10 protein-coding genes are annotated in these 12,951 nt (G+C 62.4%); 6 read left to right on the forward strand and 4 right to left on the reverse strand.

All coding sequences use genetic code 11. The features are described from left to right. The first annotated feature begins 6 nt into the window (after positions 1-6). Together AC5E6W_RS20325 and AC5E6W_RS20330 are read left to right on the forward strand one after the other, a co-directional pair. Positions 7-3,054: a TonB-dependent receptor gene (locus tag AC5E6W_RS20325; protein ID WP_491754166.1), complete on the forward strand. Its 3,048-nt coding sequence runs from the start codon at positions 7-9 to the stop codon at positions 3,052-3,054. A gap of 33 nt (positions 3,055-3,087) precedes the next feature. Continuing rightward, a complete protein-coding gene (locus AC5E6W_RS20330) occupies positions 3,088-4,389 on the forward strand; it encodes a histidine-type phosphatase (RefSeq protein WP_491754167.1) in 1,302 nt (433 codons plus the stop codon). Between the two features lie 6 nt (positions 4,390-4,395). Here AC5E6W_RS20330 and AC5E6W_RS20335 read toward each other — a convergent pair whose 3' ends face one another. The 3 genes from AC5E6W_RS20335 to AC5E6W_RS20345 form a co-directional block, all read right to left on the reverse strand. Beyond that, a complete protein-coding gene (locus AC5E6W_RS20335; protein WP_491754168.1) occupies positions 4,396-6,141 on the reverse strand; it encodes a chloride channel protein in 1,746 nt (581 codons plus the stop codon). After that, positions 6,138-7,346, reverse strand: coding sequence for a tetratricopeptide repeat protein (locus AC5E6W_RS20340; RefSeq protein ID WP_491754169.1), 1,209 nt, complete (start codon positions 7,344-7,346; stop codon positions 6,138-6,140). The genes AC5E6W_RS20335 and AC5E6W_RS20340 overlap by 4 nt, the downstream gene beginning before the upstream one ends. Positions 7,347-7,561: 215 nt before the next feature. Continuing rightward, entirely contained in the window at positions 7,562-8,791 is a 1,230-nt protein-coding gene (locus AC5E6W_RS20345) for an MFS transporter (protein WP_491754170.1), read from the reverse strand. A 233-nt stretch (positions 8,792-9,024) separates the two neighbouring features. Here AC5E6W_RS20345 and AC5E6W_RS20350 point away from each other — a divergent pair, with 233 nt between their 5' ends. The 4 genes from AC5E6W_RS20350 to AC5E6W_RS20365 are packed head-to-tail and all read left to right on the forward strand — an operon-like array spanning position 9,025 to position 11,297. Further along, positions 9,025-9,300 (forward strand): hypothetical protein, encoded by a 276-nt coding sequence (locus AC5E6W_RS20350; RefSeq protein WP_491754171.1) that lies wholly within the window; start codon positions 9,025-9,027, stop codon positions 9,298-9,300. 27 nt (positions 9,301-9,327) lie between these two features. Then, on the forward strand, positions 9,328-10,068 hold the full coding sequence (locus AC5E6W_RS20355; protein WP_491754172.1) for a 3-oxoacyl-ACP reductase family protein: 741 nt from the start codon (positions 9,328-9,330) through the stop codon (positions 10,066-10,068). 30 nt (positions 10,069-10,098) lie between these two features. Further along, positions 10,099-10,866, forward strand: a complete 768-nt coding sequence (locus AC5E6W_RS20360; RefSeq protein WP_491754173.1) for an SDR family NAD(P)-dependent oxidoreductase — start codon at positions 10,099-10,101, stop codon at positions 10,864-10,866. Then, positions 10,863-11,297: a DUF427 domain-containing protein gene (locus AC5E6W_RS20365; protein WP_491754174.1), complete on the forward strand. Its 435-nt coding sequence runs from the start codon at positions 10,863-10,865 to the stop codon at positions 11,295-11,297. The genes AC5E6W_RS20360 and AC5E6W_RS20365 overlap by 4 nt, the downstream gene beginning before the upstream one ends. Positions 11,298-11,332: 35 nt before the next feature. On the opposite strand, the gene AC5E6W_RS20370 is transcribed toward AC5E6W_RS20365, so the two are convergent. Next, a complete protein-coding gene (locus AC5E6W_RS20370; protein ID WP_491754175.1) occupies positions 11,333-12,784 on the reverse strand; it encodes a sensor histidine kinase in 1,452 nt (483 codons plus the stop codon). Positions 12,785-12,951 lie beyond the last annotated feature (167 nt).

Genomic DNA, 12,951 nt, shown 5'->3' on the forward strand with positions numbered 1-12,951 from the left:
GTCGTCATGTCTGTACGTTCGGAACGTCTCGCTGTCTCAACCCTGCGTTTCCCCTGCTTGCTTTTGTCCCTGCTGCTTCTTCTTGTATCGGTGTCGACCGCCTACGGCCAGACGGCGCCCAAGGGTAGCCTCGAAGGCGTCGTGCAGGACGCCGGCGGCGCTGCGGTGCCTGGCGCGCAGATTGTGCTTTCGCCGCTGAACATCAAGGCGGTGTCGGACGGGCAGGGAGGCTTTCGTATTGCGGAGATTCCGGTCGGTAAGTACACGGCGACGGTGTCGTATGTGGGCTTCGCTCCAGTGACTCAGGATGTTGAGGTAACCGCGGGCCAGCCAACGCCGGTCACGCTGCAACTCAAGGTTGCCAACGCCAGCGAGCAGATCCTCGTGGAGGCATCGCGCCCGCATGGCGAGGCTGAGGCCATCAACGAGACCCGTACAGCGGACAACCTCCTCGAAGTGATGCCGTCGGAGGTCATTCGCAGTCTGCCGAATGCGAACATCGCTGACGCGACTGGCCGCTTCCCAGGAGTGACGCTCTACCGCATCGAGGGCGAGGGCGTGTACATCCAGGTGCGAGGGACGGAGCCGCGGCTCACCAATGTTACGGTCGATGGGATTACGATTCCGGCGCCAGAACCCACGGTTCGTCAGGTACGGCTTGATGTGATCCCGTCGGATATGGTCGATGAAATTCAGATCAATAAGACGCTGCTCGCCAACATGGATGGCAATGGCATTGGGGCTTCGGTGAATCTGCGTACCAAGGAGGCCGGCGAGCGTCCCTCGCTTGACCTCTATGGTGACGGTGGACGGACGCCGATCCTGAACGGCCGCGGCATGTATGACTTTGGCGGCACGGTTGGGCGGCGCTTCGGAGCGAGCAAGCGCCTGGGCGTTGTCTTCAACTCGGTCTTCGACTATAACGGCCGCGGTATCGATAACATTCAGCCGGCGCTCGATCCACTTTCGACCAATGCAGTGCCGTTCTATGACAGCAACACCATTCGCGAGTATCGCTACTACCGTACGCGCTATGGCTTCGATGGAAGCGCGGACTATCGTGTGAACGACGCGACGAGCCTGTATGCGCACGGCTTTTATTCGGATCTGAAGGATTACGGGGACAAGTGGTATTACTCGCCGGTATCGGCGGCGATCACGGGAACGGCAACGAACCCGGTGTACCCCACGGCGACGACCAAGGGCTCCGCGCCGAAATTTTACACGTCGAACAAGCGCCCCAATGCGTCTGTCGGAACGCTGATCCTGGGTGGGCGCACAGTGGAAGGCTCTTCGCTGTTCACCTACCAGGTCTCTGCTTCGCGTGGATATGAGCTGGATTCTGCCGGCAATCCCAAGGCGGACTTCAGCTGGGTCGGCGCAACGAACTACTGCAACTACATCCCTTCGCAGCAGACCGATCTGTATCATCCGCACTTCGCCAACTGCGACAATACCAGCTCGTCGCCACTGCTGAACGCGGCAAACTGGCAGTTCAAGGATATTACGATCTCGAAAGGAACTAACGCGCAGTTGAATCTGGCGGCGCAGAGCACTTACGCGCGCTCCTATCGCTGGTGGGAGCACTCCGGAACCTTCGAGATGGGCTTCAAGTTTTCCAACAATCACCAGAGCCAGGATTCAACGGAGAAGGTCTACGATGGCTTCTCCAATGCTCCGCTGATGACGCAGTTGCTTAGTTCGTTCGTCAATACCGACTACTTCAATGGAACGTACTTCGGTGGACACTACGGTCAGGTGTCGGATTTCACCCAGGCCGAGAATTACACCTTACAGAACTTCCAGGGCAATCTCGACGGCCAGAAGACTGCGGCGGACATCTATCCCAACCTCTTCCATACCGTCGAGCAGATCACCGCGGGTTACCTGATGAATGCGGTGGACTTCGGTAAGCTGCACGTGAACACCGGTGTTCGCATCGAAGCCACGCGCGATATGACGTTCGGGTACAACCTCACGTTCTTCGGTACATACGTCCCGAAGACAGGTGCTTATAGTGGTGGAGCATCGAGTGTGCTCTGCGCCAACAATAGCGCGCCTGTCGCGCCTGCCGCCGGGAACTGCTACACGTATAACGGGGTCAACAATAATCCCGGTTATATCGATGTGCTGCCGAGCGTGCAACTGCGCTATGGGCTGAATAACGACTCTTCGCTGCGCGCGGTGTACTCCCGTGGTGTGGCGCGGCCAGATCCGTATCAGCTCGTGCCGTACATCACTGAAGACTCGACAGCAAGCCCCACCGCCGTGACCATTGGCAATCCCAGCCTTCGTCCCGAACATGCCAATAACTACGACCTTCTCTACGAGTACTATCTGCATCCACTTGGACTGGTGCAGGCTGGTTTCTTCTTCAAGCAGTTGACCGCACCGCAGGTTCAGGTGACGCTTCCGGGTGGGCTCAACCTGTCGAACTTCCCCAGTAATTACTTTCCGCCGTCGGTGGCGCAGGTGCTCGCGCAATATCCGGGCGACGCCATTACGCAGTACACCAACGGGCAGAATGCGTATCTCTATGGCTTTGAGCTGAGCTTCCAGCAGCACTTCAGCTATCTGCCGGGCGTGTTGCGTGGCCTGGGCGTGCAGGCAAACTACAGCTATACGGCCTCGCAGGAGAAGGGGCTCTCGCTGCGCAACGACCATCCGACAACGATCGATCAATCGCCCAACACGTGGAAGGTGAGTCCTACGTATGACACCAAGCGCTTCTCGGCGCGTGTCGGACTGGCCTATGACCAAGCGAGCCGCTTCTCCTATAACTATGTCTCTCCGACGTATGTAGCAGGCGCCGACCCCAGCGGCCTGGGGCCGAGTGGGCCCTCCGGCGACGTGTGGACGCTGACCCACTTCCAGGTGGATGCGCAGGCGAGTTACCGCTTCTGGAAGGGCTTCCGGGCGGTGGTCTCGGGCCTCAACCTGAACAACGAGGTCTTTGGCTACTACACCGGCAACACGAACTTCGTGAATCAGCGCGAATACTACAAGCCGACGTACAGTGGCGGCATTCGCTACTCGTTCTCCTCCGCACGATAACGTCTTAGCTCGCAGAGGGAGATCGATTTACTCATGCGTCCTGCTTCAAACCTGTTGTGCGCCGTGGTGCTCCTGTATTTGGGGAGCGCCGCGGCGCAGTCTCTTCCTGATGCCAAGCCAACTACTCGAGCGAGTGGCGAGCAGTTGGTTTATACCGTGGTGGTGGAGCGCCATGGTGTGCGGAGCCCGACGGGTAAAGCTTCACAGTACGATCGCTTCGCTGCCGCACCGTGGCCCACGTGGGATGTGCCGCCTGGCTACCTGACGGCTCATGGCTATGAGCTGATGAAGCTCTTCGGCGCGTATGATCGCGAGCACTGGGCGGCGCAAGGCCTGCTGGCGTTGCATGGATGCGAGGACGCGGCGCGAGTGTCCATCCATGCGGACTCCGATCAGCGCACGCGTGAGACGGCGAAGGCTCTGGCTGAGGGCATGTTTCCCGGCTGTGCGCAGCCGATGAAGGCTCTGGAAGAGGGGACGAACGATCCGCTGTTCCACCGTCCGGATACGGCGATCACGCCTGCGCAGTCCGCGCTCGGGACTGCAGCGTTGATGGGACGTATTGGCAACGATCCTTCTGCGGTTGCTGCCGCGTATCACGCACAGCTTGCGGAACTCGACCGCGTGCTTGCCGGCTGTGGGGCTTCGACGGTCGACAGCAAGCGGACTTCGATCTTCGATGTTCCGGCCGCTGTTGTGGCAGGTAATGGCGATCACATCGCGGAGATGCGCGGCCCTTTGAACACGGCCAGCACGCTGGCGGAGATCTTCCTGCTGGAGTACACCGACGGCAAGGATGCGAAGGATGTGGGATGGGGGTGCGTCGATGGGGCGAAGCTGCGCGAGCTGATCGACCTGCATACGGCGGCGTCGGAGCTGGCACAGCGCACCGAGGCGATCGCCGCACCGCAGTCGGCGGCGTTGTTGAAGGCTATTGCGTTGTCGCTGCAGCAGGCTGTTGCGGGTCACGCGGTCCCGGGAGCGGAAGGGCGCCCCGGCGACAAACTGCTGCTGCTGGTTGGGCACGACACGAACCTCAGTAATCTCTCGGGGGCGCTGCACCTGGATTGGCTGCTCGATGGCCGCCGCGACGATACGCCTCCGGGCTCGGCGCTGATATTCGAGCTGTGGCGGAAGGATGGTACCGCGCAGTACCAAGTGCGTACGTACTTCACGGCGCAGACACTGGAGCAGATGCGCAACGCTACTGTGCTGAGTGAAGAGCACGCGCCTGCACGTGTCCCAGTGTTCGTTCCGGGATGCAGCCACGCGGATGGAACGTGTGAGGCTTTGGCGCTGACACAACTCCTTCTACGCACCGCCCAGGCGCGATAGCTTGTCCTAAGCTTCGTCGACCCTGCGTCGTTGGTAGCGATGCAGGACGTCTTCCAGCGAGAGCACACCTTCCAGCACGCCGATGCCGGCGCGGCTGGAGACCGGCAGGATGGGCCAGCGCTGGAAGTGCGAGAGTGTACTGGAGAGGTACTGGTCGGGAAAAATGTGGGGCGTGCGCTCATCGCCGAGCAGCGACTCAAAGGGTTGTTGAGTGACCTCTTGCGTGGGGTCGTCGCCGATCCTCATGAAGATCTCGTCCAACTCCGCCTTGGAGGCGGCATACCACTCGCCGCGGGCGCAGCGCACGAGGATGGCAAGATGCTTGGCACTGTCCGGATGCTCGAGCATGGAGTTGCGTACCTCCCAGGCGGTTCGCGAGCCCTCGATGATGGGGACGGACGATGGGGTGAGCAGGTCTTCCAGGCGAAGGCGATTTTCTTCGCGCTCTTCTTCCATGGAAGGGAGATTGAGGCCATCCTGGTGGGTGAAGAGCTCGAAGATGGGGATGGGCTGAAGGCTGCGTGAGATCAGGTACGCGGTGGTGTTGGCCAGAATCACGGGGAGAATGATCGAGTAGTTGCCGCTGACTTCGAGCACCATGAAGACGGAGGTAAGTGGAGCTCGCAGGAACGCTGCGAAGAGCACACCCATGCCTACGAGTGCATACGATCCGATTGATCCAGTGAGATGCGGGAAGAAGATCTTCTCGAAGGAGCCGACGCCCGCGCCGAGCATGGCGCCGATGAATAGCGTGGGAGCGAACATGCCGCCGGGGGTTCCGCTGGAGAACGAGAGCGTTGTGGCAATGATCTTGAAGATGGCGAGCAGGAAGAGCATGCGGAAAGCAAACTGGCCGTGCATGGCCTGGTCCATCACACCGTAGCCTGCGCCCATCACCTGTGGCAGGCCGAAGTAGCCGATGGCTCCGACGAGGAGACCGGCGATGGCGGGCTGTAAGAGCTGTGCGTTCTGCGATTGGTTGCGCAGTCGTGGACGAAGCCAGCCGAGGGACTTGGCGAATACCAGGGACGCGACGCCGCCGATGATGCCAAGTACCCAGTAGGCCAGGAGTTCGCGTGGATCGCGCAGCGTGATGGACGGCACGCGGAACATGGGCTGGGCTCCCCAGAACCATCGCGCGACGACGACGCTGGATACGGCAGCGAGCACGGTGGCGCCCAACACGCCTGCAGTCCAGTTGCCGATGACCTCCTCGATGACGAACAGGATGGCGGAGATGGGAGCGTTGAAGGCGGCAGCGAGGCCGGCGGCGGCGCCTATCGGGGCGAGCAGTCGGAGGCGTTCTCGCGAGAGATTGATGCGGCGGCCGATCATGGAGGCCACGCCGGCGCCGATCTGCAACGAGGGATCTTCCGGGCCGAGCGAATGACCGCTACCGATGGCCAACGCCGAGAGGAAGAACTTGCCGATCACAGTGCGGAACGAGATATATCCGTTGTGGATATAGAAGGCGGCCTTGGTCTGGTTGACGCCGCTGCCGCGCACTCCGGGAAAGACAAACCGCGTGAGGATGGCGATGAACAGTCCGGCAACCGCGGGCACGATGAGCAGCCGAGGATCGTGCGGCACCCGGCGCGCGCCGAGCAGTAGGAGATTCAACCACTCGATGGCCATGCGAAAGGACACGACGAGAAGGCCAGAGATGATGCCGATGAAGATCGAGAGCAGAAGGAACAGGCGCTCTTCGCGTCCGGCAAGCTTCCCGAGGGCGGAGGACTGGGAGGGCTTCATTCGGGCGTCTCCTGCGGGTCGGGGGATTCGGTCCGCGTCAGCAGGAGCAGGAGCGCATCGTCACCGGACGGGGCGCCGCAGAGCTTCGCGGTCTGTGTTTCGGTGTCGAAGATGAGCTGCGTCATTCGGTCCTGGGTCGCTGCCTCGGAGAGGCCATCGCGGTGGACCGGCAGAGTCTCCTGCTTCCATCGAGCGAGGAGAGCCTGGATCTGCGCGGGCGCTGCGGCAGCAGGATTCTTTGACGTGTCGGCGACACATGCCGTGAGACGGTGACGTGCGATCTCCGAAGCGGTACGAAGATGGTTTTCACGCTCTTCGGCCGGCAGGGCGCGGCTCAGAGAAAGCTCGCGAAGGCGCTCGGCGTTGTCGCTCAAAGTCGTCAGCTCGTGGGCTGCCAGGGTATCGGGCTGCTTCTTCAGGGCCAGCTGCAGCAAGTGATGCGCTTCGGCGTAGTCACCCATGTCGTAAGCCTGCCGGCCCGCCTTCGATAGCGCCGTAACGTCGGCCGGGTCCAGGTGAACGGCCTTCTGATAGCTGGACAGCGCATCCTGCGGATCATTGGCTTTTTGAAACTCGTCGCCCAAGCGGAGAAAGATCGAGGACGACTCCGGGGCGTTGCCGGCGGCGGCGAGCAGCTCTGCCCGCGCGGGGCCCGGCCGGCCCAATTCGATCAGGTAGTCAGAGAATTCCAGCTGCACCTGCAGCCGTCTGGCGATGCCGTCGCCGTCCCAGAGGCCGAGTGTGGCGGAACGGTAGGAGTCGACGGCCCGGTCCGTGTTGGCGGCTTTGCGATAGAGCCTGGCGAGCTGGAGATTGACGAATCCGTCGGCGGGCTCGGTCTCGCGCAGCGCGGCGAAGTAGTTCATCGCCTCTGCGGTTCGGCCATCTTCGGCTAGTGCCTGGGCGAGTAGAAGGCGGCTCGTGCGATCGTCCGGGCCATACTCCAGCGAGGCCCGCAGGTCGTCGATTGCTGCTGCCGGTTGATGTTGCTGGAGCGCCTGCTTGCCCTGCTCGGCAAATTGCCTGGCAAGTTCGTCGCGCCGGCTGGTGAAGGAGCGGAAGAGGAGGGAAGTACCCGCAAAGAGAATCAGTGCCACCGTGGATAGGGCGAGGAAGGTCACACCATCGCGCAGGAGGTGATTCCTGGCGGCTGCCCGGTCGGTGGCGGTGTCCTGTTGCGCTGCAGGCGGAGAAGGTGGGATCACGTCTGGACTGCACCTCATGGAGGGTGGCGTTGACCTGGACAAGGGCCTGAGTGCCGTGGCACGACGACGAGCGGTCCTACGATCCAAATCGATGATGTGGTTTGATCTTCCAGAGCACCATTTATCGCTACACGATATGTGGGCCCTGCATTGATTCTACATGACTTGGAAGCGTCATCGGGGCTGTGAGGGGAGTGGCGTCGTGCGCCGGACGATCAGGAGCGGCCAAGCCGATCGAGTTTCCTCAGACCTGGGAAGAGACGCATCCATAGGATTGCGATGACGATGCTTCCGATGCCGCCAACGATGGTGGCTGGAATGAGGCCGAACCATGACGCGGTCAGGCCGGACTCGAATTCGCCGAGCTGGTTCGAGGTCCCGATGAAGAGTGAGTTGACCGCGCTGACGCGACCACGCATCTCGTTCGGCGTCTCCAACTGCACGAGGGAGGAACGCACCACCACGCTGACGACGTCCGCGCTGCCCAGGACCATCAAGATGGCCATGGAGAGCCAGAGCGAGCGCGAGAGCGCGAAGGCTATGGTCGCGAGACCGAAGACGATAACAGCGGTGAACATGCGCATGCCGGCGTAAGCCTTGATGGGACGATGTGCGAGCAGGACAGAAGTTGTCAGCGCGCCGACGGCGGGAGAGAGACGCAGCAGGCCGAGCCCCCAGGGGCCGGTGTGCAGGATGTCGCGCGTGTACGCGGGGAGCAGCGCGGTTGCGCCTCCGAGGAGTACGGCGAAGAGGTCAAGCGAGATCGCGCCGAGGATGTTGCGGTGTGCGCGGATGTAGTGAATGCCGGAGAAGATGGAGCTCGCGGTGGGCGTGGGTTTGGCTTCGGCCTTGCGCCACGGCCGGATGGTGACGGAGAGCGAGCAGGCGCAGAGATAGAGCGCCGTGCACGTCATGTACGGAACGTGCGCTCCCGCGATGTAGAGCAGACCGCCAAGCGCGGGGCCAAGGATGGAGGCTGTCTGGTTTGCGGACGACGACCAGGCGATGGCCTGCGGCACCATGTCCTCGGCTACGAGGGTTGGGACGAGGGCCTGAGTCGACGGGCTTTCGAAGGCTCGCGCGGCGCCGAGGAGTGCGACGCCGCAGAAGATTCCTGCCGGGCTAAGGTGATGCAGCAGCGTTGCGATGCCGAGTGCGGCTGCGGTGAGCGCTTCGATGGCCTGGCACACGGCGAGGATGGACTTGCGACTCACGCGGTCGGCGACGTGGCCCACCAGCAGCATGAGGATGAGCAAGGGAAGGAACTGCACGAGCCCGACCATACCCAGGGCGAAGGTGCTATGCGTCAGCGCGTACATCTGCCAGCCGACGGCGACGCCAATCATCTGATAGCTGACGGACGAGAATACGCGCGCTAGCCAGAAACGCGCGTAGGAACGCACCAGAAAGACCGAGCCTGAAGAAGGGGTCAGCGAGATTGCCACAGGTTCAAGCTATCAAACGGCAGCTAGAGGGGATCCCGAGTGAGGAGACATCTTGCGACGTTCGCACCACATCGCGGAGCGTTACGCGCCCCCCATTCGAGGGGCACACGAGACCCTAAAGCTGGCCTCCGAAAATGCCCCCGAAGATGGGCTGCGGTGAACATGGAACGGGGAGATAGTTCTTTGGGGGCAAACACCAGGGACGCCGTCGCCCACCCAGCTGGGAGGCAACGATGTCCAACGATGAGCTTGCAAGGACGCACTGGATCTTTGAGCTTGCTTCGCGCGAGCTTGCAGCCTATCTCGCCGCCACGTGCCACGTGCTCGGCCGCCGTGAACCGTTGATCAGTGGCAATCTCTGGATCGACACGATGTGCTCGCTCCGTTGGCCCGAGAATGGCTACGCCAGGTTCTTCCGCGCCGTTACGATTCTTGCGATCATGAGGATCGTGGAGGGCGCTGAGGCGTCGCGCTGGTCGTCACAGTATGACTCGAATGTCCTGCAGTAGCTCAACGCCGGACCAAAAGGAGAAGGTATGTCGAAGTTAGCGAATAAGATTGCGCTCGTTACGGGCGCTTCACGTGGGATCGGTGCGGCGATTGCGAAGCGGCTTGCTGCCGACGGCGCGGATGTTGCCATTACCTATGCCCGCGACGCGAAGGCCGCGGCCGAGGTGGTGAAGGCCATCGAGGCCGAGGGCGTGAAGGGTCTTGCGATCCAGGCGGATGCTGCCAATGCAGAGGCGATGACGGCTGCGGTCGAAAAGACCGTGGCTGCTTTTGGGCGCGTGGACATCCTCGTCAACAACGCGGGTACGGCCATTCCCAAGCCTTTCGAGCAGCAGACCCTCGAAGAGATCGACCAGATGCTCGGCCTGAACATCCGTGGCGTCTTCGTCGCTACGCAGGCGGCGCTGAAGCATATGCCGAAGGGCGGACGCATCATCTCCATCGGATCGTGCGTCGGCGAGCGTAACTTCACGCCGGGCCTTACGGCGTATGCGGCGACCAAGGGAGCGGTGAAGATGTTCACGCAGAGCCTTGCGCGCGAGGTGGGCGACCGCGCCATCACGGTGAACAATGTGCAGCCGGGGCCGATCGATACCGACCTCAATCCCGCGGCAGGAGACTGGGCCGCGCCGCTGATCGCGAACACTTCACTGAAACGCTACGGCCACGTGGATGAAGTGGCCGCACTGGTGTCGTTCGTCGCGGGTCCGGAGGCTTCGTACATCACTGGAGCGAATCTCACAGTCGATGGCGGCACGAACGCATAACTCGCGCCTGCGTTGCGGGCAGGAGGGTGTATGAAGCAGTTGGAAGGAAAGACTGCGCTGGTTACAGGCGCGTCCCGAGGGATCGGGCGCGCCATCTCCTTTGCGCTGGCTGAGGCCGGGGCGAAGGTGCTGGTGCACTACGGTCGTTCGATGGAGGAAGCAGACGCGGTCGTCGCTGCCATCCGGCAGAGCGGCGGCGAGGCAGAGGTGCTGGGCGCGGATCTCTCCGAACCGGAGTCTGCAGGCAAACTCGCCGAGAGGGTGAAGGAGCTCGTTGGGGACAAGCTCGATGTGCTGGTGCTCAATGCCGGTGTGAGCAAGGCTGCGCCGCTGGCGGCGTACACAGCGGAGGATCTCGATGCGCTGTTTGCGACCAACGTACGTGGGCCGTTTCTGCTGATGCAGCAGCTGGCGCCGTTGCTTGCGGAAGGGTCGAACGTCATTGCGGTGACGTCTGTCGTAGCGCGCTCCGTTGTGGGTAAGCCTGGCGTCGAGAATCCGAGCATTCTCGCGTATGCCTCGACCAAGGGGGCGCTGGAGACGCTGGTGAAGAACTGGGCGGCAATCCTGGGACCGAAGGGCGTTCGTGTAAACGCAGTTGCGCCCGGCGTCATCGACACGGACATGTCAAACTTTACGAAGACCGAGGCGGGGCGTGAAACTGCGCTGGCGATGCAGGCGCTGAAACGCATCGGCAAACCCGAGGATGTGGCGGACGTGGTAGCGTTCCTGGCGTCTGATAAGGCGCGCTGGATCACGGGCGCGAGTATCCCTGTGGATGGAGGATCGAAGCTGTGAGCGAAGACGCAAAGACCGAAGAGAAATCCAAACCGGTGAAGGTGGTCAAGATTCCCGGACCGGATCATCCGATCACCGTTGTTCCGGCAGAGGCGCATGTTCGTGTGCTGGTCGCTGACCATGTCATCGCGGATACAACGCACGCGTTGCGGCTGGAAGAGAAGGGATATCCGCCGGTGCTTTACATCCCTCGCGAGGATGCGGATATGTCGCTGCTGGAGCGCACGACGCACTACACCTACTGTCCGTACAAAGGGGATTGCACGTACTACAGCATCCCTCTTGGGGGATCGAAGTCGGAGTTTGCCGTGTGGACCTACGAGCAGCCGTACGAGGCTGTTGCTGCGATCCGGGGCCACCTCGCGTTCTATGCGACGCGCGTTGACTCGCTGGAGATTTCGCCGCTGCCGGCGGTGCCGCAAGCCAGCTGAGTTCCGGGGCCGTTCACGATCTTGAGGGGCGGGCGTTAGGCGGCCGGGAGTTCGATCGAGGACGGGAGATCGACGATGAAGGTGGTCGTGAAGGGGCTGCCGTCCGCTTCGGAACTAACGCGGATGGCGCCTCCGCACTTCTCGATCAACTCCCGCGTCACCCACAGGCCAATGCCGGTTCCGATCTCGTTCTTGGTGGTGAAGAACGGCTCGAAGATCCGATCGCGGTGTTCCGCAAGAATACCGGAGCCGGTGTCGCGGACTGTCACTCGAAGAGTGCCGGACAGTTGCTCGATGGAGACCTCCACGATGCCCCTGTTGTTCTCGAGCGCGTCGCAGGCGTTGGACAGCAGATTGGTCAGGATCTGGCGGAGTTCATCGGCGGGAACGAGGACACTTGCTTGTGCCGGTGCAATCAAACGGATGATTCCGCCACGTGAGCGGCAGCGACTCTGAAACATCGCTACCGCGCTGGTTGCGATGGGAACGGCGTCCGCTGGCCCTGTGTCCAAACGAGGGCGCACGAAGGTAAGTGTGTGGCGCGCGATGCTCTCCAGGCGCTGCAACTCGCCCTCTGCGGCGTCGAGGTAGCCACGAACCTCAGGTGAGAGCGAGTCTTCGCCGGCGATCAGGAAGTGGAGGTTGGTCAGCGCTTCGAGGGGATTGTTGATCTCGTGCGCCACGGTGGCGGAGAGTCGTCCCACGGCGGCGAGCTTTTCGGCCCGCAGCAGGGCGCTTTCCACCTTCTTGCGGCTCGTGATGTCCAGGACGAGGCCGCTCCACTGCGTCGTTCCGGGCGATAGGGTGCCTTGCGCTTCCAGCCAGCGAAGCTCCCCAGGAGACAGCAGTACACGGAACTCGATGCGAAAGGGGGAGCTGGATCGCTGCGCCGCCAGGATCTGGTCGATGAGGATGCGACGGTCCTCGGGATGGACAAAATTCAGCAGGGCGTCGAGCTTCCAGCATTCTTGCGCGGGAAGGCCGAAGATCTCGGTACCACCCTCGGCCCATCGCACCGCGTCGTCCTCGGGCACGAAGCTCCACGCGGCAGAATTGCTGGCGCGCTGGGCCTGGGCGAGTGCGGCGGTGCGTTCGCGCAGGCTCTCCAGCGCGGTGCGCAGCTGCAGGCTGATCACGCGTTGCCGATCGCAGAACAGCACGATGATCGTCCCAACCGCCGAGGCTACGGCCAGCCGGATGAGCGCGCCGGGGGCGTAGGGGGAAGAGCTCCCGGGCAGAAGGAACCGCACGTAGAGGATGGTGGCAGTCGCCGCGACGGAGGCGAGTCCAGGGCCCAGGCCGAACTCCGTCGTGATGAACGCTGCGACCGCGAAGCTGAGAGCGAGCGGCGTCTCTCGCAGCGCGTGGACGCGCATGCTGAGGTCCACGGTGAACCACGCACACGTCAGAGCGCAGACGTAGCCCAGGGAGGTCTTGAGCTGCTTCGAGTGTTTGATCCGGGACCGGAGTGGTGTCGCCGATGCCAAAGGGCCCTCTGGCCGGCTGGTCGAACGAAAGTGCGCCGGGGAGTGAAAATAAGTGCTCGACCATCTTCACACGTGCGGATGCCCGTCGGAATGAGCTTTCCGGGGTATGCCCAGAGGGCCGATGCCGCCGGGCCGCAGGCGGGACGAAGCAGCCAGGGACAGAGGCA

This window comes from Bryocella sp., assembly GCF_058498515.1.

What these genes read in the sequence shown, in the direction of transcription:
- AC5E6W_RS20360 (WP_491754173.1), top strand. Translation starts at nt 10,099, where the DNA reads ATGAAGCAGTTGGAAGGAAAGACTGCGCTGGTTACAGGCGCGTCCCGA.
- AC5E6W_RS20350 (WP_491754171.1), top strand. Translation starts at nt 9,025, where the DNA reads ATGTCCAACGATGAGCTTGCAAGGACGCACTGGATCTTTGAGCTTGCT.
- AC5E6W_RS20325 (WP_491754166.1), top strand. Translation starts at nt 7, where the DNA reads ATGTCTGTACGTTCGGAACGTCTCGCTGTCTCAACCCTGCGTTTCCCC.
- AC5E6W_RS20335 (WP_491754168.1), bottom strand. Translation starts at nt 6,141, where the DNA reads ATGAAGCCCTCCCAGTCCTCCGCCCTCGGGAAGCTTGCCGGACGCGAA.
- AC5E6W_RS20330 (WP_491754167.1), top strand. Translation starts at nt 3,088, where the DNA reads ATGCGTCCTGCTTCAAACCTGTTGTGCGCCGTGGTGCTCCTGTATTTG.
- AC5E6W_RS20355 (WP_491754172.1), top strand. Translation starts at nt 9,328, where the DNA reads ATGTCGAAGTTAGCGAATAAGATTGCGCTCGTTACGGGCGCTTCACGT.